Annotated in this window: 25 protein-coding genes; 8 read left to right on the top strand and 17 right to left on the bottom strand. The window is 32.0% G+C overall.

Annotation, left to right across the window (positions count from 1 at the left end):
* Nucleotides 1-97: 97 nt before the first annotated feature.
* Nucleotides 98-1,915, top strand: coding sequence for a sodium:solute symporter (locus tag Q0910_RS12605; protein ID WP_299216856.1), 1,818 nt, complete (start codon nucleotides 98-100; stop codon nucleotides 1,913-1,915).
* Nucleotides 1,916-1,979: 64 nt separating this feature from the next.
* On the opposite strand, the gene Q0910_RS12600 is transcribed toward Q0910_RS12605, so the two are convergent.
* From Q0910_RS12600 to Q0910_RS12575, 6 genes are all read right to left on the bottom strand, one after another.
* The gene (locus Q0910_RS12600) at nucleotides 1,980-2,186 is read right to left on the bottom strand and encodes a hypothetical protein (RefSeq protein WP_299216854.1); all 207 of its coding nucleotides are present in this window, start codon (nucleotides 2,184-2,186) and stop codon (nucleotides 1,980-1,982) included.
* Nucleotides 2,187-2,282: 96 nt separating this feature from the next.
* On the bottom strand, nucleotides 2,283-2,498 hold the full coding sequence (locus tag Q0910_RS12595) for a hypothetical protein (RefSeq protein ID WP_299216852.1): 216 nt from the start codon (nucleotides 2,496-2,498) through the stop codon (nucleotides 2,283-2,285).
* Between the two features lie 91 nt (nucleotides 2,499-2,589).
* The gene (locus tag Q0910_RS12590; RefSeq protein ID WP_299216850.1) at nucleotides 2,590-2,772 is read right to left on the bottom strand and encodes a hypothetical protein; all 183 of its coding nucleotides are present in this window, start codon (nucleotides 2,770-2,772) and stop codon (nucleotides 2,590-2,592) included.
* A 296-nt stretch (nucleotides 2,773-3,068) separates the two neighbouring features.
* Entirely contained in the window at nucleotides 3,069-3,281 is a 213-nt protein-coding gene (locus Q0910_RS12585) for a hypothetical protein (RefSeq protein ID WP_299216848.1), read from the bottom strand.
* Nucleotides 3,282-3,451: 170 nt separating this feature from the next.
* Nucleotides 3,452-6,193, bottom strand: a complete 2,742-nt coding sequence (locus tag Q0910_RS12580) for a CHAT domain-containing protein (RefSeq protein ID WP_299216846.1) — start codon at nucleotides 6,191-6,193, stop codon at nucleotides 3,452-3,454.
* Nucleotides 6,193-6,579: a hypothetical protein gene (locus Q0910_RS12575; RefSeq protein WP_299216844.1), complete on the bottom strand. Its 387-nt coding sequence runs from the start codon at nucleotides 6,577-6,579 to the stop codon at nucleotides 6,193-6,195. Before Q0910_RS12575 ends, Q0910_RS12580 begins: the two co-directional genes overlap by 1 nt.
* A 129-nt stretch (nucleotides 6,580-6,708) precedes the next feature.
* Here Q0910_RS12575 and Q0910_RS12570 point away from each other — a divergent pair, with 129 nt between their 5' ends.
* Nucleotides 6,709-7,272: a sigma-70 family RNA polymerase sigma factor gene (locus Q0910_RS12570; protein WP_299216841.1), complete on the top strand. Its 564-nt coding sequence runs from the start codon at nucleotides 6,709-6,711 to the stop codon at nucleotides 7,270-7,272.
* The gene (locus Q0910_RS12565; RefSeq protein WP_299216839.1) at nucleotides 7,269-8,066 is read left to right on the top strand and encodes a tetratricopeptide repeat protein; all 798 of its coding nucleotides are present in this window, start codon (nucleotides 7,269-7,271) and stop codon (nucleotides 8,064-8,066) included. Before Q0910_RS12570 ends, Q0910_RS12565 begins: the two co-directional genes overlap by 4 nt.
* An 84-nt stretch (nucleotides 8,067-8,150) precedes the next feature.
* Here Q0910_RS12565 and sucD read toward each other — a convergent pair whose 3' ends face one another.
* The 8 genes from sucD to Q0910_RS12525 all read right to left on the bottom strand — a co-directional run bounded on the left by sucD (nucleotide 8,151) and on the right by Q0910_RS12525 (nucleotide 15,695).
* Nucleotides 8,151-9,023: a succinate--CoA ligase subunit alpha gene (sucD, locus tag Q0910_RS12560; protein WP_299216837.1), complete on the bottom strand. Its 873-nt coding sequence runs from the start codon at nucleotides 9,021-9,023 to the stop codon at nucleotides 8,151-8,153.
* 169 nt (nucleotides 9,024-9,192) lie between these two features.
* Nucleotides 9,193-9,600, bottom strand: a complete 408-nt coding sequence (locus tag Q0910_RS12555; RefSeq protein ID WP_299216835.1) for a nuclear transport factor 2 family protein — start codon at nucleotides 9,598-9,600, stop codon at nucleotides 9,193-9,195.
* On the bottom strand, nucleotides 9,593-10,531 hold the full coding sequence (locus Q0910_RS12550; RefSeq protein WP_299216833.1) for a UDP-3-O-(3-hydroxymyristoyl)glucosamine N-acyltransferase: 939 nt from the start codon (nucleotides 10,529-10,531) through the stop codon (nucleotides 9,593-9,595). The genes Q0910_RS12555 and Q0910_RS12550 overlap by 8 nt, the downstream gene beginning before the upstream one ends.
* A 34-nt stretch (nucleotides 10,532-10,565) precedes the next feature.
* Nucleotides 10,566-11,132 (bottom strand): elongation factor P, encoded by a 567-nt coding sequence (efp, locus tag Q0910_RS12545; protein ID WP_299216831.1) that lies wholly within the window; start codon nucleotides 11,130-11,132, stop codon nucleotides 10,566-10,568.
* A 45-nt stretch (nucleotides 11,133-11,177) separates the two neighbouring features.
* Entirely contained in the window at nucleotides 11,178-11,960 is a 783-nt protein-coding gene (gene lpxA / locus Q0910_RS12540; protein WP_299216829.1) for an acyl-ACP--UDP-N-acetylglucosamine O-acyltransferase, read from the bottom strand.
* Between the two features lie 55 nt (nucleotides 11,961-12,015).
* Nucleotides 12,016-13,419, bottom strand: a complete 1,404-nt coding sequence (locus Q0910_RS12535; RefSeq protein WP_299216826.1) for a bifunctional UDP-3-O-[3-hydroxymyristoyl] N-acetylglucosamine deacetylase/3-hydroxyacyl-ACP dehydratase — start codon at nucleotides 13,417-13,419, stop codon at nucleotides 12,016-12,018.
* Nucleotides 13,412-14,440, bottom strand: a complete 1,029-nt coding sequence (lpxD, locus tag Q0910_RS12530; protein WP_299216824.1) for a UDP-3-O-(3-hydroxymyristoyl)glucosamine N-acyltransferase — start codon at nucleotides 14,438-14,440, stop codon at nucleotides 13,412-13,414. The genes Q0910_RS12535 and lpxD overlap by 8 nt, the downstream gene beginning before the upstream one ends.
* A 25-nt stretch (nucleotides 14,441-14,465) precedes the next feature.
* Nucleotides 14,466-15,695, bottom strand: coding sequence for an HD domain-containing protein (locus tag Q0910_RS12525; RefSeq protein WP_299216822.1), 1,230 nt, complete (start codon nucleotides 15,693-15,695; stop codon nucleotides 14,466-14,468).
* 224 nt (nucleotides 15,696-15,919) lie between these two features.
* On the opposite strand from Q0910_RS12525, the gene Q0910_RS12520 reads away from it, so the two are divergent.
* The 5 genes from Q0910_RS12520 to Q0910_RS12500 all read left to right on the top strand — a co-directional run bounded on the left by Q0910_RS12520 (nucleotide 15,920) and on the right by Q0910_RS12500 (nucleotide 20,890).
* Nucleotides 15,920-17,470, top strand: coding sequence for a bifunctional response regulator/alkaline phosphatase family protein (locus Q0910_RS12520; RefSeq protein WP_299216820.1), 1,551 nt, complete (start codon nucleotides 15,920-15,922; stop codon nucleotides 17,468-17,470).
* 88 nt (nucleotides 17,471-17,558) lie between these two features.
* Entirely contained in the window at nucleotides 17,559-17,963 is a 405-nt protein-coding gene (gene tsaE, locus Q0910_RS12515; RefSeq protein WP_299216818.1) for a tRNA (adenosine(37)-N6)-threonylcarbamoyltransferase complex ATPase subunit type 1 TsaE, read from the top strand.
* Between the two features lie 376 nt (nucleotides 17,964-18,339).
* Nucleotides 18,340-18,870 (top strand): hypothetical protein, encoded by a 531-nt coding sequence (locus Q0910_RS12510; RefSeq protein ID WP_299216816.1) that lies wholly within the window; start codon nucleotides 18,340-18,342, stop codon nucleotides 18,868-18,870.
* A gap of 167 nt (nucleotides 18,871-19,037) precedes the next feature.
* Nucleotides 19,038-20,237 carry an alanine dehydrogenase gene (locus Q0910_RS12505; protein WP_299216814.1) on the top strand — a complete coding sequence of 400 codons (1,200 nt, stop codon included), beginning with the start codon at nucleotides 19,038-19,040 and terminating at the stop codon, nucleotides 20,235-20,237.
* A 278-nt stretch (nucleotides 20,238-20,515) separates the two neighbouring features.
* Nucleotides 20,516-20,890, top strand: coding sequence for a hypothetical protein (locus Q0910_RS12500; RefSeq protein ID WP_299216812.1), 375 nt, complete (start codon nucleotides 20,516-20,518; stop codon nucleotides 20,888-20,890).
* On the opposite strand, the gene Q0910_RS12495 is transcribed toward Q0910_RS12500, so the two are convergent.
* Genes Q0910_RS12495 through Q0910_RS12485 form a run of 3 tightly spaced genes read right to left on the bottom strand, consistent with a single transcriptional unit; the run spans nucleotide 20,891 to nucleotide 22,172 of the window.
* Entirely contained in the window at nucleotides 20,891-21,409 is a 519-nt protein-coding gene (locus Q0910_RS12495; protein WP_299216810.1) for a GNAT family N-acetyltransferase, read from the bottom strand.
* A gap of 4 nt (nucleotides 21,410-21,413) precedes the next feature.
* The gene (locus Q0910_RS12490; RefSeq protein ID WP_299216806.1) at nucleotides 21,414-21,704 is read right to left on the bottom strand and encodes a DUF1272 domain-containing protein; all 291 of its coding nucleotides are present in this window, start codon (nucleotides 21,702-21,704) and stop codon (nucleotides 21,414-21,416) included.
* Nucleotides 21,705-21,722: 18 nt separating this feature from the next.
* Entirely contained in the window at nucleotides 21,723-22,172 is a 450-nt protein-coding gene (locus Q0910_RS12485; protein WP_299216802.1) for a pyridoxamine 5'-phosphate oxidase family protein, read from the bottom strand.
* Nucleotide 22,173 lies beyond the last annotated feature (1 nt).

The following is a 22,173-nucleotide window of genomic DNA, read 5'->3' as shown; positions in this document are numbered from 1 at the left end:
ATTATATTTACTTTTCTTCTATTGGATTACGACGACTTTTTCATGAAAATTTAGCACATACTTTACTTCAAAATATACATATAGAGATAATTAGCATATGCAACTTATAGATTGGATCATACTCATAGGAACTTTATTGTTCATTGTATTATACGGTGTTTGGAAAACCAAAGGAAGTAAAAACGTTCAGGATTATATTCGTGGCGGTAATGAAGCAAAATGGTGGACTATTGGTCTATCCGTAATGGCTACTCAGGCATCTGCAATTACCTTTCTTTCTACTCCTGGACAAGCATTTCATAGCGGAATGGGATTTGTCCAGTTTTATTTTGGACTCCCCATTGCCATGATCATCATCTGTATGGTTTTCATTCCGCTATATCATAAATTGAAGGTATACACCGCTTATGAATATTTAGAAAGCAGATTTGATCTTAAGACTCGTACCATAACTGCATTTTTCTTTTTGGTACAAAGAGGATTAGGTGCAGGAATAACAATTTTTGCTCCGGCAATTATACTATCTGCAGTGCTAGGTTGGGATCTTACAACCCTAAACATAGTTATTGGAATATTAGTCATCATTTATACCGTTTCTGGAGGTACTAAGGCAGTAAGTGTAACGCAAAAACAGCAAATGGCTATTATTTTTACAGGAATGTTTATTGCTTTTTTCCTTATAATCAGTTACTTGCCTGATGACGTCACTTTTACAAAAGCATTAGATATTGCTGGAGCTAGTGGAAAGATGAAAGTGTTAGATTTTTCTTTTGATCTTAGTAATAGATATACTGTTTGGACAGGTATTTTAGGAGGAACATTTTTAATGCTTTCTTATTTCGGAACAGATCAAAGTCAAGTACAACGCTATTTATCAGGTAAATCTGTTAAAGAGAGTCAACTAGGATTGTTATTTAATGGACTGTTAAAAATACCAATGCAATTCTTTATACTCTTGGTAGGAATAATGGTATTCGTTTTCTATCAATTTAATCAATCTCCATTGAATTTCAATCAAAACTCAGTAGATAAGTTATTATCATCCGAGTATTCTAATGATTATAAGGAAATTGAACGAAAGAATGATGTGCTATTTTCCAGAAAAAAAGAAATAAGCAAAAAGCTAGTAACTACCGGAAATCCTGAATTAAAAACAGAGTTAGCTAACTTAGATAGTATAGAACGATCATATCGTCTCAATACACAATTCTTTATAAAAAGGGTTGTTGATACTGCATACGCTACGAAATATGATAGACTCGCAGCAGAAATAGCTAGTTATAATGATAAGTCCCCTTCCAACGAAGAATATAAAGCAAAACAAGATGAATTATTAACATTATATAAAGAATCAGCCAAAGACAAAGAAACCAATGATAAAGATTATGTTTTTATTCATTTTATATTAAACAACCTCCCTAAAGGATTGATAGGTCTATTACTAGCTGTGATATTATCTGCGGCTATGTCATCCACGGCTTCAGAACTTAATGCCCTCGCGTCGACAACAGTGATTGATTTATATAAACGTAATATAGGAGAAGAAAAAAGTGAAAAACATTATGTTACTGCTTCTAAGTTTTTTACGCTTGTTTGGGGAATATTGGCGATTCTGGTCGCCTGTTTTGCAAATCTCTTTGATAACCTGATACAACTGGTTAATATTATAGGATCAATATTTTATGGAAATGTATTGGGTATATTCTTGCTAGCATTTTTTATCAAGTATGTAAAAAGCAATGCTGTTTTTATAGCGGCATTAATTACACAAGCTGTCATTATTTTTGTATGGTGGCAAGATTGGCTCCCTTTTCTTTGGCTTAATGCCCTTGGATGTGGAATCGTGATGTTTTTGGCTATTTTGTTACAAACATTTATACCAACAAATATCTTTAAACCAGAAATACAAGAATAACAAAAAAAGGGAAGCTATTAATAAGTTTCCCTTTTTATACTATTATTATCCTAGATGTTTACTTTTAAAGTCCTTCTGATAAAAATGGGGCTTGACACCCTTCTATTGTTACAACACAATAACCTGATGTAGTATAATTACCATTTTGTGCAGCGCATTGTTCAGCGGTTAAATTGAACAGACGTTGCTGACAATTTCCTATACCTCCTTTTACAGACTGTTGCTCTACTTTACTTAATTTTTTTCCTAAGTTTGAAATATTTTTTAACATGATATGTATATTTTTTAAATATTATGAATACTATAAACATTTAGTAACACTCATAGTGTATGTCTTATTACTGATTACTGATTCTAATTCATATACCTATAATTCGATAGGATCCGCTTCGTCCACAAGAAAACCATAACAGCAAGCATCCCAAGTACTGTTATAGGTTGTTCCGCCGGGACAAGTTGTAGAAGTAAATCTAAATGATGGATGACAAACTAAACCATCTGCATTAGGTCTTAATCCTCCTGTAATAGATTGTTGTTCGTTTTTGTTTAGTGATTTCCCTAAGTTTGAAATGTTTTTTAACATGATTTTATATTTAATTTTATTAAGTGACTACGAATATTTAAAAGCGTAGAATGTTTACATTTTATATATAAGTCTAAGAACTTATAATTCATTAACACTGACCATTGCTTAAATCATTAAGACAAGCACTAAATGCATTATAATCTTCTGGATGACAAGCATCGCATTCATAAGCAAGTGTTGAACATTCTACTGGAGCAGCTTTACCTCCCAATATGTTTTTTTGTTCCTTCTTTTTTAACTCTTTTCCTAAGTCTGAAATGTTTTTTAACATGATTAAAATTTAAATTGTGATGAATACTATGAACATTTAACGACACTCATAGCTTATGTCAATTCTTCGCGAAAGAATATCTATAATCAGATAAAAGAAAATGAATCCTTTTTACTAATTATACTACCCTGTTACCATAATCAGTCTTTTGTTACCCAAGAAAACTAGGTTTTATTGTTAAAAAAGTATTAAACTGATTATTAAAGCAAAAAGAGCACAGTGGACTTCAGTAAATCTTAACTAGAGTTTGTTGACACGTAGAATTCAACTGCGAAAACCCTTAGACAGATTTTGATTTACGCACTCGTAATTTCGGCTCCGGAATTTGCAGGACAATTTTTACGAATTCTGTTCCACAATCGTTCATTTTCTCCAGGATTTTCATTCTCTCTTTCAACATAACGAGCCATCATTGCCTGACATCTTCCAGGAGATGCCAATCCTCCAGATATTTTTTCCTTTTCTGATCGTGTTAATTTTCTGGTTTCAAATTTGAATAATAAACTCATCGTTATGCTATTTTTTTAATTAATTCTTACTCTATTTAATAGGATTTTCAGAAAACTCCCAACTATATCAATAGCAGAAAATGTTATCTACATTTCATAAATAAAAATGGTTGACTTTTGCTAATGATACTGTCCTGTTACAACAATCAATATTTTGTTACCCAAAAAAATCATCTTTTTTTAAGAAAAAATACTAGAACCGTGATTAATAGCCCTAAAAGAAGAGAAAAAAGAATTCCATACAGGAGTATATTTGATGGAAATAGTTTGGTGTCTGAGTCACCAATCAATACAAAAGTTGCCCAATAATGGGGAGATGCATCTGATAAAGAAGCTGATTTCAGATAGTTAATTTTGGCATTATGTAATGCTTTGGATTTGGTCTGCCCATTCTCTAAATTACTATAAAAACTTTCCATGATCTGGGCAGTAGATTTGTCATTGGCATTCCACAGTGAAGAAATTACTGTATTAGCACCAGCATAGAAAAACCCTCTTGCCAAGCTCATTACACCTTCGCCTTCAGCTATTTCTCCTAAAGACGTATTACAAGCGCTTAGCACCACCAATTCTGCCTGATTTTTAGAAGTATATAGTTCATGATATTCCAGATTAGTGTCATGAAAAGCTATCTGAAGATTATCAGAAAAATTAGCGTGTGTTGCCAGGTGAATTATCTTGTAATCATTAGCATTAGATAAAAAATTATTCTTGGAAGCTTCTTTATTACTATACTTATCTCCTACTACACTCTTATTGATGCCTTCTATTTCATTACTACTATTGCTAATATCTTCAAGATCATCATGATGAAAACTTACTGGAGCAAAGGTTACTAAATCTTGAGAAGGCGATCTCTTTACGGTAGCATTATGTTGTAAAAACGACATAGAGTATGCATAACTTATTTCGTTATCTTCAATGAGATATCTATTTGTGTTTTTATCTACTACCAATGATTCGAAAGGAATATATTGCAAGGTCCCATCTGGAATGATTAACAAATGTTTTTGATCCAAAGACATGAAGATTTTATCTTTAGGAATTAATAAAGCATATAGTTCTGAAGCTGTTTCTTGAAAAATTAGTCGATCCTGTTCTGTTTCAAAGGGCTTAGACAATTGATTTCTATATGCTTTAACAAGGTTTTCTAATGTTCTTAGTTGTCCAATTCTAATGATCTCCGTTTGTGTTTTAGAAATTAAAGTAGCATATACCACACTAAAAGAATCATAATATTCATCCTGATTAGTGATATATGATATTATGATATCGTCTTCATCCAAAGTTTTTTGAACATTCTTTAGATCAACAATCTCAATTGTTTCTTGATCTTTGTAATATGCCGGAAATATTGCTTTTAAAGAATCTTCTTGTTTTTGGTATTGTTGTTTTAAAGTGAAACGTTTATTCTCTAATGATTTAACGTTATCAATATTTTTATTAGATGATATTAAATTTTCAAGGTCTAGAATCTGTTTTTCTAAATCATTTTCTAATTCTAATATTGTTTCTGATAGTTTTGATTTATCAATGTTTTTAATGATATCTTCGATTAAAAGCAAGGCTTTCTTTTTTTCTGAGAAATAAAAAGCTTTTTCTTTTTCTTTAAGTATTTCGCAAACTAATATTCCTTTCAGATAAATTTCTGAAGCTTTTTCTCTCCAATATAACCTTGATCCCTCTTCTTTACTTACATCAATCAAAATATCTACTAATGTATCCGCTGATAATAAGTTGGACAGTGCTAGCTCAATATGTTTTCTATTATTTTCCTCTTCATATAATTTTATAAGAATAGTAGATTTTTGGATTAGTGCTAGTAAAACATGATACTGGTTATTCGAAATTTTTAAATCATTCAATTCTGGTAAAACATCAATATTTCTGCTCAAATCCATACTCTCCATCAGAGATTTTTGTATGTTATTCAATGCTTCATCGTAATGATTGTTTTCTAAAAAAAAGTGACTAAATTGATGGTAGACAACAGACTTTTCTTCTGGCTCTCTGGCATATCGTAATCCATTTTTTAAAAAAAAGAGGATGCTATCTTTTTCTTTTAATTTATGATCTATATATAGCAAACCTAATGTAGTATATGAAGTATGTATAAAAGTAGAATCATTATCCCTAAATGCTTGATCTAAATTTCTATTACAATAATATTTAGCTTTATCAAAATCATATCTTTCTTCCTTGCTATAAAAGTTTGCAAAGTAGTTATTAAAAGTTCTATAATCTCTTAATGAATACTTAGGTACTTGATTAAAGAGTTCATTAGTTTTATCTAATAATTTCTTTGCCCTATCTAGACTACTTGGAGTATTTATGTTTAATAAGACTAAAGCGTGGTTAAGGTACTTAATAAGTAACACATTTTTATTACCAAATGTCTCCAATCCAGAAATTCCGTGGATATAATACTCATCAGATCTAAAAAAATCTCCATTTATCCGGTAGTACTTTCCTAATTCGCAATATGCTCTGGCAGTAGAATATCCATCTACATTAAGTGTTATCAGTTCTTGATAACAAGTTAAAGATTCTTCAAATTTGTCAATCTTAGAATATAAAAGCCCTAATTTATATAGGGCTTTTGCATATTCATTATTCTCTATACCTAATTTTCGATATATAGATATTTCATATTCTGTATATTCAATTGCTCTTTCATATAATCTTGCTCTATATAGTTTTTTTGAAAATTCACCAGTGATTTTAATAGCCCGTAAATTCTCTTGATTACTTTCATATATACCTATGATACTGTCAACTTTTTTTCTTATAACCGAAATCTCAATATCTTTGTGATCCCATAAAGATTCATAGTATTCATAAAGATCCTGAGAATTTACACTTGTGTAAAAAAGTGTAAAAAGAATAGACAATTGAAGTTTATACAATTTCACTAATTCCTGGCATTATCATTATCACAGTTAGCATTAAAAATTACCTGTTGTATTACTTCTCGTAAAGGTTCATCACTAGAAGTATCAGTAAGAGGATTTGGCATTCTAGCCACTGTACTCCATGTTTCTTTATCATCTTCCTCACATTGCACTATATCTGATATTAACAATAATTGCCTATACAATACCCGTACTTCATTTTTCACACTTTCAGGAGTGCCTTCTACATACACAATTAAAATTTCCATTCTTCCATCTTCATCTATTTCTAGATAAGATCTCCGTTTCTCTACAGTTGTTTTTTCAATAATAGTATCGTTTGTAACTGAATCAGAACTACAGCCAACCATAAAAATCATTGTACAAATAATTGTAACTTTATTCATAAAAAATTGTCTAATCATTATCTTACTTTTTTTATTATAATATTTTCACCTTATTAGTTACCAAAAAGATCATTTTGTTACCCAGGTGAAGATAAATATTTTGTTTAACTATGGAATCACATTACGTTAATGATTGAAAATGAATACTATCTCTCTAGCCTATTGAATAATGATTCTAAAGGAATCATGAAAATTTATAGTGCAGTCTTTCCCAGAGTAAGAAAGTTTCTTTTACAGAATAAAGGTACTCAGCAAGACGCCGAAGATATTTTTCAGAAAGCATTAATACAAATTACTGTTCGATACAGAAAAGAAAAGTTTGAAATTAACAGCAGTTTTGAGGCATATTTGTTTACAGCTTGTAAAAATTTATGGCGTAGAGAATTAAATACTTCCAAAAATAGGGTAACAAATAGTGATATTATTGAACTGGTACCTGCAGAGCGAGATACTGCGCTAACTATTTTAGAGCAAAAAAGATGGGAATTATTTAATGAAAAACTTGATTTAATATCGGAAAACTGCAAAAAAGTGTTGATTATGTTTTTTAGCAATAGCTCCTATGCCGAAATTGTTAAAAAAATGGGATATAATTCTGAAACTGTTGCAAGACAACGTGTTTTTAAATGTAAAACAAAGTTATCAAATACGATTAAAGATGATCAACGTTATAATTCACTCAAAAAATTATGAGTATAGAAGAAGACATACTAATTCAAAATTTTCTTAAGGATACACTTTCGGATAAAGAAAGAAATGAGGTATTACAAAAAATGGAGCTTGATGAAAGTTTCCGTGAAAAAGTAAACTTTGAAAAACAGCTCTTTCTAAATTTAAATGATACTGAATGGAGCATTGGTACAAATACTAATCACGAAGAAGTTAAAGAATACGAGGAATTGCTTAAAAGTGAATCTACTAAGATATTAACAGATACAATTAGTACCGTAAACTATAAGTATCAACTAAAACAAAACAGAAGAGGTAAATCCTGGTTCCTATATACTGGTATAGCAGTCGTTTTATTTCTTATCGGTCTCACCATTTTTTCTCCTTTTAAAACTTCGACAGAGGAACTATATGCAAATTATTTAGATGTATCGGAACTACCCTCTTTAGTAGATCGAGGAAATAGTGAACAAAAAGCACTGATCCAAGCACAAAAATTATTTGAAGCAAGAGAATATAATCAATCCTTAGATATTTTAGAGAAAGAGCTTTCTACTGTTCAGAAAAACAAAGCTACCATATATCTTTATATGGGAATTTCTCAGATGGAACTAGGTCAATTTGTTAAAGCTGAAATTAGTTTTAATACATTAATAGAAAGTAAATTTATAGATGCTCCTAAAGGAACATGGTACAAAGCTTTACTTTATATAAAACAGAATAATATTGAGAAAGCAAAGGAGTTACTTTCCGAAATAGCCAAATACCCGAATAATTATAAATCAAAAGAAGCATCAGAGCTTTTAGATAAATTATAAGCTAAAAAATCCATCTGCCATAGGCGGATGGATTTTTTAGCTTATAAAGTTTGTATTCTCATACAAGAGAAATACAGTATAGTTCTAACCTAATACTTCAGCTACTTTTTTACCAATTTCTGCAGGAGAATCTACCACGTGAATTCCACATTCTCTCATGATCGCTTTCTTAGCAGCAGCAGTATCTTCACTTCCTCCAACAATTGCACCTGCATGTCCCATAGTACGTCCGGCAGGAGCGGTTTCTCCAGCAATAAAGCCTACTACCGGTTTAGAAGTTCCACTTTCTTTAATCCATTTAGCAGCATCAGCTTCTAATTGTCCTCCAATTTCTCCAATCATTACAACACAACTTGTTTCTGGATCATTGATCAACAATTCTACAGCTTCTTTTGTAGTAGTTCCAATAATTGGATCTCCTCCAATACCAATAGCGGTAGTAATACCTAATCCTTGTTTTACAACCTGATCAGCAGCCTCATAGGTCAATGTTCCGGACTTAGAAACAATACCTACATTACCTTTTTTAAATACAAAACCTGGCATAATACCAACTTTTGCTTCTCCAGGAGTAATTACTCCTGGACAGTTAGGGCCGATTAAACGACATCCTTTTCCTTTTATATAATTAGAAGCTGTAATCATATCTGCAACAGGAATACCTTCAGTAATTGTTATAATTACTTTAATTCCTGCATCAGCAGCTTCCATAATAGCATCTGCAGCAAATGCAGGTGGCACGAAAATAATAGTGGTATCAGCTCCAACCTCCTTAACTGCGTCTTGCACAGTATTAAAAACTGGTTTATCAAGATGTGTTTGTCCACCTTTACCGGGAGTCACGCCTCCTACTACATTAGTACCATACTCAATCATTTGACCAGCATGAAAAGTACCTTCGCTACCCGTAAAACCTTGAACTATTATTTTAGAATCCTTATTTACTAGAACACTCATTGCGTTATGATTTTTTATATTTTTTTAGCAGTTTCAAAAATACGGTTTTGAACACTATAGTTAAAATGAAAAAACAAAAAAAAAATTCTTTTTTGTTTTTTTAATTTTCCAATACCTTTCTTATTTAGTATTTAGAAAAAATAAAAATAATTATCCTGGTTTTTGAAATCTATTTAGATAAAAATGATTTTAAATTTTCCGGTGTATTATCTCCTTGTTGACTAATCTGATATCCTCTATATAACTTACCATCTTTTAGTTCCCAAATTGCAATGAAATGTGCTATTGCTTCTTCTTTATCAGGCCTTTCTATGGTTTTAGCAACATAAGTATATCGGATAGTAACCATTCCATTCTCTTCTAAAAGATGACTAATCTCACACCTAAACGTTTCGAATGATCTGGACATCTCTTTAAACATGGTCTTAATATCATCGAAACCTTTTTTATTGTAGCCAAAACTACTATTCCAATTTAATTCTACTTCTGGATGTAAATACTCAGAAAAGGCTTCTATATTATGAATCAAATCCGTTTGGTAAAAGGATTGAACAACCTCTTTTGCTATTTTACTCATTATTCCTTAATTTTTCAATTATTTCGGGTATTTGCCTGATGGCGGCAATTTCTTTATATTTTTTTCTAAAATCATCAGCAGGGGTTCCAAAATAACTTTTGTTTCCTTCCAGAGATTTACTTACTCCTGATTGTGCCGAAACAATAGCTTTGGTACCAATAGTGATTCCACTAGTTACTCCTACTTGCCCCCATATGGTAACTTCATCTTCTATTATTACACATCCGGCAATACCAACTTGAGAGGCAATCAAACATTTCTTTCCGATAACAGTATCATGACCAATATGTACCTGGTTATCTATTTTGGTTCCTTCTTTAATTGTTGTGTCTCCCGTAACCCCTCTATCGATAGTACATAAAGATCCTAAATCAACATTATCTTCTATCACAACTCTACCGCCAGAAATTAGTTTATCAAAGCCTTCAGGTCGTTTTTTATAATAAAAAGCATCTGCTCCTAATACTGTTCCTGAATGTATAGTCACATTATTTCCGATAACAGTTCCATCATACAAACTTACATTGGCATGAATAAAACAATTATCACCTATCACTACATTATTACCAATAAAAGCATTGGGTTGAATAATCGTGTTTTTTCCTATTTTGGACGTTTCTGAAACTATAGATGTAGCCTTTTCAAAAGGTTTAAAATATGTAGTCAGTATATTAAAATCTCTAAAAGGATCATCAGAAATAAGCAAAGCTTTTCCGTCAGGACAATCTACTTTCTTATTAATTAATATAACTGTTGCTGCACTTTCTAAAGCTTTGTCATAATATTTAGGGTGATCAACAAAAACGATATCACCAGGAGAAACCACATGAATTTCGTTCATTCCAAGTACTGGAAAATCTGGGATACCAACAAATTCTGAAGATATTATAGTTGCTATTTGCTTTAGGGTGTGTGTTTGAGGAAACTTCATTTTATAATTCAGAATTCAGAATATCATTTCTGAATTATTCTTTAATACGTTCTTTATAGGTTCCTTTCTCAGTTTCGACTTTGATTTTGTCACCTTCGTTTATGAAAAGAGGTACCATTACTTCTGCTCCTGTCTCAACTACCGCAGGTTTAGTAGCATTGGTAGCTGTATTTCCTTTTACTCCTGGTTCTGTAGAAGTAACTTCTAAAATAACACTAGCTGGCATTTCCACCGAAAGTGGCATTTGGTCTTCTGAATTTATAATCACAGTAACCACAGCTCCTTCTTTTAACAACCCTGGTGCATCGAGAGAAGATTTCTCTAATGTAATCTGATTATAATCTTCAGTATTCATAAAATGATATGTATCACCTTCTGCATAAAGAAACTGAAACTTGTGAGTCTCTACTCTAACTTCATCAATTTTATGTCCAGCTGAAAATGTATTATCAATTACTTTTCCAGTGGTTACACTTTTTAGTTTTGTACGAACAAAAGCAGGACCTTTTCCTGGTTTTACATGTAAAAATTCTATAATCTTAAATATATCGTGATTGTACTTAATACACAATCCGTTTCTAATATCACTAGTACTTGCCATTGTTGTTTTTGTTACTTATTCCTATTATCTAATCTCTTGAATTACTTAGTTAGAGAAATATCCTTTCATAATACCTCGCTGAGAGTTCTTGATAAACTCTAAAACCTCGTCTCGCTCCGGTGTAGCTTCCATCTCTGCTTCAATAATCGCTACAGCTTGAGAATTATTATAATTGCTTTGATACAAAATTCTGTAAATAGATTGTATCTCTCTTATTTTTTCTGTCGAAAAGCCTCTTCTTCGCAATCCTATCGAATTTATTCCAACATATGAAAGCGGTTCACGAGCTGCTTTAGCATAAGGTGGAACATCTTTACGAACTAAGGACCCTCCTGTCACGAATGCATGATTACCTATACTACAAAATTGTTGTACCGCAGCCATACCAGCTAAAACTACAAAATCTCCAACATTAATATGACCTGCCAGTGTACTATTATTAGAAAATATACAGTTATCTCCTACAATACAATCATGAGCTATATGACAATATGCCATTATCCAACAGTTTTTACCAATTTTGGTTTTCATTCTATCCGCAGTACCTCTATTGATAGTAACACACTCACGAATAGTAGTATTATCTCCTATTTCGGTAGTAGTATCCTCGTCATTAAATTTTTTATCCTGCGGAGTGGCAGAAATAACAGCTCCGGGAAAAATACTACAATTTTTACCAATACGAGCTCCTTCCATAATAGTAACATTGGAACCAATCCAGGTTCCTTCTCCTATAACCACATTATTATGAATCGTAGTAAAAGGTTCGATGACTACATTTTTTGCAATCTTTGCTCCAGGATGAACATATGCTAAGGGCTGATTCATTGATTTGATTTTAATGTTTTTAGTATAAACAAATTTTACGTAGTATACTAAATAATTATTTTGATTTTACGATTTGTGCCATAAGTTCTGCTTCAGTAACTAATTTTCCATTAGCATAAGCAAAAGCTTGCATATGACAAATTCCTCTTCTTATTGGAGTAAGCAATTCTAATTTAAATATTAAAGTATCTCCGGGTAATACTTGTTGCTTAAACTTTACTTTATCTATTTTCATAAAATAAGTAAGATAATTTTCCGGATCTGGAACCGTGCTTAAGGCTAAAATACCACCTGTTTGAGCCATCGCCTCTACCTGCATAACTCCAGGCATAACAGGTGCTCCAGGAAAATGCCCGACAAAAAATGGTTCATTCATCGTCACATTTTTCATTCCTACCACATGCTTATCAGACATTTCCAGAATGCGATCAATCAATAAAAATGGTGGTCTATGCGGAAGCATAGACATAATTTTATTGATATCCATCAAAGGTTCTTTATTTAGATCAAACTGAGGAACTTTATTACGCTTCTCAATTTTTATAATCTTCGAAAGTTTTTTAGCAAACTGAGTATTTACGTAATGTCCAGGCTTATTTGCTATAATTTTCCCTCTAATACGTGTTCCTATTAGTGCAAGATCTCCTATTACATCTAAGAGCTTATGCCTGGCGGCTTCGTTAGGATAATGAAGTGTAAGATTATCCAATATTCCATTCGGTTTTATAGCAATAGAATCTTTACCGAAGGCAACTTTTAGTTTTTCCATGGTACTAGGACTTAACTCCTTATCTACATATACAATTGCATTATTCAGATCCCCTCCTTTAATTAGACCATGTTCTAGTAACATTTCCAGTTCATGTAAAAAACTAAATGTTCTGGCGTCAGCTATTTCCTTTTTAAATTCTGAAAGATGTTTTAATGATGCATTTTGTGTACCCAACACTTTAGTACCAAAATCTACCATAGTGGTCACCTGGTATTCATCGGATGGCATTACGATAATTTCACTTCCAGACTCTTCATCTGTATAAGAAATCACATCTTTTACGATATACTCATCTCTTTCCGCTTCTTGTTCTACAATACCTGCTTCTTCCAAAGCTTGTATAAAAAACTTACTTGAGCCGTCCATAATAGGTGGTTCTGAAGCATTCAGCTCTATTAAAAGATTATCAATCTCTAAGCCAACACAAGCAGCAAGTACATGTTCGGATGTCTGGATACTTACACCATTCTTTTCCAGATTTGTACCTCTTTGTGTATTTACTACATAATTAGCATCTGCTTCTATAATCGGATTCCCTTCTAAATCAACACGACAAAACGCATATCCGTGATTCTCAGGTGCTGGTTTAAAAGTAAGTATAACTTCTTTTCCGGTATGAAGTCCCACTCCTCTGAGTTCAACTTCTTTTTGAATCGTTCTTTGTTTATTTGCAACGGAATTACTCATTGTCATTTATCTTTTTCTCAAGTTTGTATACTCTATCTACAATTTTGGGCAAATTTTTAAAATGTACATAAGATTTATTATAATCTGAGTACCCTAATGCCGGAGATCCTTGTATAGCTTCTCCGTCTTTTATATTTCTTCCAATACCAGATTGTGCCTGGATTCTAACTTTATTACCTATAACAAGGTGTCCTGCAATACCAACTTGACCACCAATTAAGCAATGTTTCCCAATTTTTGTGGATCCCGCAATTCCGGTCTGCGCAGCGATGGCAGTATGTTCCCCGATTTCTACATTATGTGCTATCTGAATCTGATTATCCAATTTAACTCCTTTACGAATAATTGTGGAACCTAAAGTTGCTCTATCGATTGTTGTTCCAGCACCAACATCCACATTATCTTCTATAATAACATTACCTGTCTGCGGTACTTTGCTATATTCTCCTTTCTCGTTTGGTGTAAACCCAAACCCATCTGCTCCAACAATCACTCCACTATGAATTACACAGTTGTTACCTATAATAGTTTCAGAATATATTTTAGCCCCGGCAAAAACAACAACATTATCTCCTAAAACAACATTATCACCTATATACACATTTGGATAGATCTTAGCATTTTGACCAATATTTACATTATCTCCTAAATAAGAAAATGCTCCTAAATACATATCGTCACTATACTTTGCTGTATCCGAAATAAAACTTGGTTGTTCAATACCTGTCTTATTCATCTTTACCATATTGTAATAATCCAATAACTGAGAAAATGCTTTGTATGCATCTTCAACCCTAATTAAAGTAGTTTTTATATTAGATTCAGCTTCAAATGTTTTATCTACTATAGTAATTGACGCATCAGTAGAATAAATATATGGGGTATATTTAGGGTTAGACAAGAATGTTAACGAACCTTTAGTCCCTTCCTCTATCTTTGCTAGTTTTGATACTTCGACGGTTTCATCTCCTTCGACTTCACCATTTAGTATACCTGCAATTTGTGTGGCTGTAAAAATCATTAGCAACAAAAGTATAAAAAATGTGTTAATCTATATGCTTTGGGTAACATATAAAATATTTAGTTACAGGTTTTGACAACGCCTTTAAATTAAATTGATCCGTAGCACTCACAATATCAACTATTTTACTCGACTTATACAAAATATTTATATTCTGTTTATTTTGATGATATGCTTGATTAGAAATCGTTCCTGTAAACACAAAATAACGAGCTTCTTCTTCAGAAATTTTATATTTCTCTTTAAACTCATCAACTCTTCTTTTTATTTTTTCTTTATTAAACGTCTTCTTCTTTATTTTTATTTTTAACAGATCCCTATCAATAATCATATTACATAAGCTTCGTAAAACGAAATCATCAGATGTAGTCCATTCTTTCATTGCGGATACGATATCATAGTCATCTAATTTCGAAAAAGTTTCTAAAACATCATCTGTAAAATTATCCGCTGTAATCTTATTTTCTAAAAAGAATAGCAACGCCTTGCTTGAACTAAGTTTTTTTCCCTGATCTACTAATTCCTTCGCTCTTTTTAGTACTCTTATCAATAAATTTTCTGCGACTAAACTTGTTTTATGCAGATATACCTGCCAATACATAAGACGTCTTGCTAATAAAAACTTTTCAACCGAATATATCCCTTTTTCTTCTACTACCAATTCATCATCCACTACATTAAGCATGGTGATTAGACGTTCGCTATTGATATTTCCTTCTGCAACGCCCGTATAAAAACTATCTCGCTTTAGATAATCTAAACGATCCATATCCAATTGACCAGAAATTAGTTGATGAAGAAATTGACGATGATACTCGCCTTTAAAAATTTGTATGGCAAGCGTTAAACTACCGTTAAATTCTTCGTTTATTTTTTCCATAAACATCAAAGAAATAGACTCATGATTTACTTCATTAACAATGCTGTGTTCCATTGCATGAGAAAAAGGTCCATGCCCAATATCGTGTAATAATATAGCAATGCACAAAGCATCTTCTTCTTCAGACGAAACACTAACACCTTTAAAACGAAGGACTCGCACTGCATTCTGCATTAAATGCATACAACCTAGTGCATGATGAAAACGTGTATGATGTGCTCCTGGATATACTAAATACGAAAGACCCATCTGGGATATTCTTCTTAACCTCTGAAAATACCTATGCTCTATTAGATCAAAAATTAGTTCATTAGGTATCGTAATAAAACCGTAAATTGGGTCGTTTAGTATTTTAAGTTTATTTCTTTTTTTCAAGTTTACTTTACTTTTGCTAACAAATATATATGTATGAATTCAGAATTACGAATTAAGCAATAGAATTATATAATGTCTATAACATTTCAGAAAGTAAATTGTAATAATTTAAAAAGGAAACAGTCAATAAAACAGATAAGATGATCATATAATTGAAGTAACGTTTTATTATTAAACTATATAGCATCTTATAAAAATAAATAGCATAAAAAAAACAGCCTATAATGAGCAATATAAAGATACTTTGGGTAGATGATGAAATTGATTTACTAAAACCACATATACTATTCCTGGAAAAGAAAAATTATGAAGTCACCAAATGCCAAAGTGGCACGGAGGCTCTAGAGACGCTAGAAGAAAATAATTTTGATATTGTTTTTCTTGATGAGAACATGCCAGGACTTTCGGGAATAGATACATTAGCAGAAATAAAAGAGAAAAATGATAGTCTTCCTGTAGTGATGATCACTAAAAGTGAGGAAGAATATATCATGGAAGAAGCAATAGGAAGTAAAATTGCGGATTACCTTATTAAACCAGTGAATCCTAATCAAATATTATTAAGTCTAAAAAAGAATCTAGACCACTCCAGATTAGTTTCCGAAAAAACCACTTCTAACTATCAGCAAGAATTTAGAAAAATAGCCATGGATATGGCTATGGTAAATTCTTATTCATCATGGGTGGAACTATATCAAAAGTTGGTATACTGGGAAATTCAGTTAGAAGATATTGAAGATACTGGTATGTTTGAGATTTTGGAATCTCAGAAAGTAGAAGCCAATTCTCAGTTCTGTAAGTTTATTGATAAAAATTATCCTGATTGGTTTAATGGTGATGATGATACACCAATTATGTCTCACACACTTTTTAAGCAAAAAGTAGTTCCTGAAATCAGTAAAGACCAACCTACTCTATTTATCGTTATTGATAATCTCAGATATGATCAATGGAAAGCTTTTGAACCGATCGTAAATAATTACTACAAGAAAGAAGAAGAAATTTCGTATTGCAGTATCCTACCGACTGCAACCCAATATGCGCGTAATGCTATTTTCTCTGGTCTGATGCCTGCAGATATGAAAAAAAGACATCCAGATCTTTGGTTAGATGATACCGATGAAGGTGGTAAGAATATGTATGAAAATGAATTTCTTACTGCACAATTACAAAGGCTCGGTTTAGATATCAAACATGAGTATTACAAAATAACCAATGAACGATCTGGTAAAACACTTGCAGCTAATTTTAAAGGATTAAAAGATAATGATCTGACTGTGGTTGTTTATAATTTTGTGGATATGCTATCTCATAGCAAAACAGAAATGGAAGTAATTAAAGAATTAGCTTCTAATGATAAATCTTATAGATCTCTTACTCAGAGTTGGTTTAAGAACTCGCCACTATTGGATATGATTCAGCAAGCACAACAGATGGGCTTTAAATTAATAATTACAACAGATCACGGAACAATTAATGTAAAAAACCCTTCGAAAGTTATCGGTGATAAAAACACCAGTCTGAATTTGAGATATAAAACTGGTAAAAGCCTTACTTATGAAAACAAAGAGGTACTGGCCGCAAGTAATCCAAAATCAATACACTTACCCTCTATAAATATGAGTAGTTCATTTATATTTGCCAAAGGAGATTATTTCTTTGCGTATCCTAATAACTATAATCATTATGTGAGTTATTACAGAAATACCTACCAACATGGAGGAGTTTCTTTAGAAGAAATGATTATACCTTTTGTAGTATTAAAACCAAGGTAATAGTTAACATATCAGTAAACAGTATTAAGTATGCAATGCTATAAATGCCGTCATTGCATACTTAATACTATATAAACTATATATCATAGTGAAAATAACGTATACTCTAGACGAACTTTCGCAAACTGCACAGCATCTTATCACTAATGCTAAGTACAAAACTTTGCTCTTTAATGCGGCAATGGGTGTTGGCAAAACAACATTAATTAAAGAAATTTGTAAACAATTAGGTGTCTCTGATACAATTTCTAGTCCTACTTATTCTTTAGTGAATGAGTATAAAGGAGAGCACAATACTATTTATCATTTTGATTTTTATAGAATACAAAATGAAGAAGAGGCTTATGATATTGGTTTTGAAGAATACCTGGATACAGATGCCTGGATATTTATAGAATGGCCCGATAGAATTTCTAATTTATTACCAGAAAACTATGTTAAAGTAAAAATAGACCTTCTAGACGATGGTAAAAGAGTACTTTCATTAGGGTAAAAATATGTTAAAAAAGCCATTTTAGTAAAATTTAACAGAGTTACTCTTTTTCTTACAATAATAATGAACTATTTTTATTGTTGATTTTTACTAGTACTTAATCGATAAAAACATGGTTTTTGACAGAAATAGCGTAGTGGCTTTACTTTTTTTCAGTAACAAAAACATCTCGTTACAGCTCGCGAAATTACAATTTTTTTGAATTGAACAATCACTTGATTTTCATCTAAGTTTGAGGTATAACTAATTTTAAACCCTATAACAATGAAAATCACAACAACTATCTTTTTCAGTTTTTTCTTTACCCTAGCAACCTACATGATCTCCGATGTAGATAATAACAACCTGACAAAACCCAATACCTCAACCACACAAAATGACAACACCCAGCAAGGAACAACAACCTCAAAATCAATGTCAGCCCCAAAAGCAAAAATTAAAGTACCTAAAAATAAGTAGTCTGATTGTTTTTTTGATAGCAACTGTACCATTCTTATTCTATATAAATGATATTTTCCCAGATGGAGCGATCTGGGAAAATTCTTTTTTCACCTATCAAAGTAAATATTACGAAAGCGTTAATGTATTTGTATGGGTAGTTCTCGGTAAATTCATTCCGTTAACTCTTTTTATCATTTGGTTTTTTACTTGCAAACACTGGTGGTACCCTGTAATTCTAATTCCCATTGCTCTATACTCTTTTCAGCTTATTTCATTAATACTAGAAGATTCTCAGATTGTAGATGAAAACGAAATCTTTTATCTTATACCATTGACGGTAATTATTTTGAGTGTAGTATATACAATTAGAACAAAAATATTTGACAAAATTCATGGGATTGATTTATCAGAATTAAACAGTTTTAATAAATCCGATAAAAAATCCTGGTGGAACAGATTTCGATAGTCAGAATGATACTTAGTATGATAGTATCTAAATGCGAGAACACAGAAATATTAGTATTCATGTTTTGTCCACTTTCACAAAAAATCACAAACTAATTCACTCACCTACTACTTAATTTGCATACTATCCATTTTTATTCGTAATTTGAGATATAGAAGATCACACAAATGAGCAAACCAACCTCTCCTTTTACCAAAGAGCAACTCTTGCCACAAGAGGAAATGATAGAAGTGGCACGTAAAAAAGGAAAACTTTTTATAGGCATCCCAAAAGAAACGAGTTACCAAGAGAAACGCGTATGCCTTACTCCAGATGCTGTGGCTGCCCTAACAGCTCATGGACATAGAGTATTAATAGAGTCTAACGCTGGACTAGGAGCTAGTTTTACAGATAGTGAGTATAGTGAAGCCGGAGCGGAAATCACTAACGACACCAAAAAAGTTTTTGGATGCCCAATTATTCTGAAAGTAGAACCACCTTCTATAGAAGAATTGACACATATCAATCCGCAAACTGTATTGATCTCGGCATTACAACTTAAAACACAATCTAAGGACTATTTTCAGGAACTCGCCAAAAAAAGAATTACCGCTCTTGGATTTGAATTTATTCGTGATGCAGATGGTGCATATCCTGCAGTTCGTGCATTAAGTGAGATAGCAGGCACAGCAGCTGTATTAATTGCTTCAGAATTAATGAGTAGCGCTACTTATGGTTCTGGATTGATGATGGGCAATATAAGTGGCGTACCGCCTGTAGAGGTAGTGATTATTGGTGCCGGCACTGTAGGAGAATTTGCGGCACGTTCTGCTATTGGACTAGGAGCTAATGTAAAAGTGTTTGACAACTCTATTACTAAACTTAGATGTATCCAGACAAATATTGGAAGACCTCTTTATACCTCAACGATACAACCTAAAAACTTATTAAAAGCACTAAGACGTTGTGATGTTGTCATCGGTGCAGTTAGAGGAAAAAATAGATCACCTATTATTGTATCGGATACCATGGTAGAAAGTATGAAAACCGGTGCAGTAGTTATAGATGTAAGTATCGATATGGGTGGTTGTTTTGAAACTAGCGAAGTTACTTCACATGATCATCCTACTTTCGAAAAACATGGAGTAGTGCATTATTGTGTGCCAAATATTCCGTCTCGCTATGCAAAGACATCATCACTGTCTATTAGTAATATATTTACACCTTATATCCTGCAGATTGGTGAAGAAGGAGGGATGGAAAATGCAGTACGTTTTGATCGTGGATTAAAAAGTGGATTGTATTTCTATCACGGTATTCTAACAAGCAAGTCTATTGCTGACTGGTTTGATTTATCGTATCGAGATATTAATTTGTTGATTTTGTAAAAAGGAATTACAAAGTTACTAAGTGTCAAAGAAAAAAGGACACCTATCCCTAATAAAACCATAGTATTAAAATTATTGAAGGCGTTCTGTAATAAAGTTTTATCCATGAATATACTGACGGTTTTCACTTGATTATCATGCTTAGCTAGTCGAGGTAAACATGATTTCTTAACTTAAACTTTGAGACTTTTCGTCTTTCTTACTCTCCAGAATAATAATTCAAAAACTTTGAAACTCTGAAACTTTCATTACTTTTGAGCACTGAATTTTTATAGCACATGAAACTAGCGCATCGACTGGGATTTTATTTTTTTGGATTTATTATTGGATTATTTCTGTTATTCTTCTTTCTTGGAGGAAAAAAAGCATCCTGTGACTACACTCCTACTGCTCGCGTATTAAAAAACATCAGGATTAAGGAACGTGTATTTTCTCAAGAAGTACTTGCTGCTATGCAAAATTATAGTATTGATACTGCGGATATCTCTAACATTCTAAAATCAGGAGATGTAGATTTTGGAAAGAGTAATACTGAATTAGACTCTTGTAATACGTATTTTATAGAAGGTGAAGCCAAAGAAAAAACTATTGGACTACTTATTGCAAATTGTGATTCTATTGCGAGGGTCAATGCTTTAGAAATTATTAAATAATTATAGCTTTCTACTCATCACCCAAAAATCAAAATCTTCTTTACCAATACTAAAAGGATGCTCTCCTACAATAGTATATGAATTTATTTCATAAAATCGTACTGCTCTTTCATTAGATTTTAAAACGGACAACCAGATATATTCGCTGTTATTACTTATTGCCTTATCAAATATTAACTGGTTTAATTGAGCTCCTATTCCCATAGATAAATATTCTTTTAATACATATATCTTTTGAAGCTTACATGCTTTTACAGATTCAATAAACTCTGAAGATGAATCTAATTGAATTTTAGCATAGCCAACAGCTACATTTCCGTAATAAGCTATCCAATACATATTATGCTGCTTGACAATACTACTTTTCAATTTTTCTATAGAAAACGTACGATCAAGATAATCAGTAAGATCTTTTCTGTCTCCAAAAAGATGTCCAAATGATTGATCGAAAGTCTTTTTACCTAAAAAAGAAATTTCATGAACATCATTCATTGTTGCTATCCTTAAGTGCACACTCATAGTATTACCTTTCTCTGGATTCAATGTGTCTAAACTTATTCTGCAGTTCTTTATAAATTTCGTAATCCACAGGTTTATAAATAACCTTAGTACTTATAGGATATTTTTCTAAAAAATGAGATGGTCTCGTCGGTCTTTTGGTAAAACCTCCTCCGCAATTAGGACATACATTCTCTAAAATAGAATCCACACAATCTTTACAAAACGTACACTCAAAAGTGCATATCATTGCTTCTTTACTATCATTGGGTAATGATTTGTTGCAATTCTCACAGGTTGGTCTTATTTCTAACATAACTGATATTACTTTTTATCAAGGTTGATATAATTTTAAGGCGCTTTCAATTTGTTGTTCTTCCGTGGTTTCAGGATAAAGGATGTATTTAGGAGCAATTATCGGCTTTATCTCTTCAACCGAAATACTAGTAATCGTTGCAAACGGAAACTTCCCCTTGGTAATCTCAACAAGAAGAGATTCCATCGAAATAAAAGAAGGATCCTTTTTGATAATTATCTGTGCTTCTCCTTTTAATTGATATCCCTTTTGAACAAAGACATCTATAAAACTAATACAAACTTTATTGTTTTCTCTAATATTCCTTACCGTTTGTGGAGAAGCAATATTTGCAATGATGATATTTGAATCTAAAAAATAAGTAAATACTTCTTTTGGAGACACATTAGGAATGTTATCCTTTGATGATGTTGCTAACCAACATAATACGCTTTTATCTATATATTTTTTTATTTCATCTGTCAACATA

It is taken from the genome of uncultured Aquimarina sp., from assembly GCF_947495315.1.
In the GTDB taxonomy this organism is placed as follows: domain Bacteria; phylum Bacteroidota; class Bacteroidia; order Flavobacteriales; family Flavobacteriaceae; genus Aquimarina.
The sequence above is the reverse complement of the archived record's forward strand: the minus strand, read 5'-3'. Positions and strand labels throughout refer to the sequence as shown.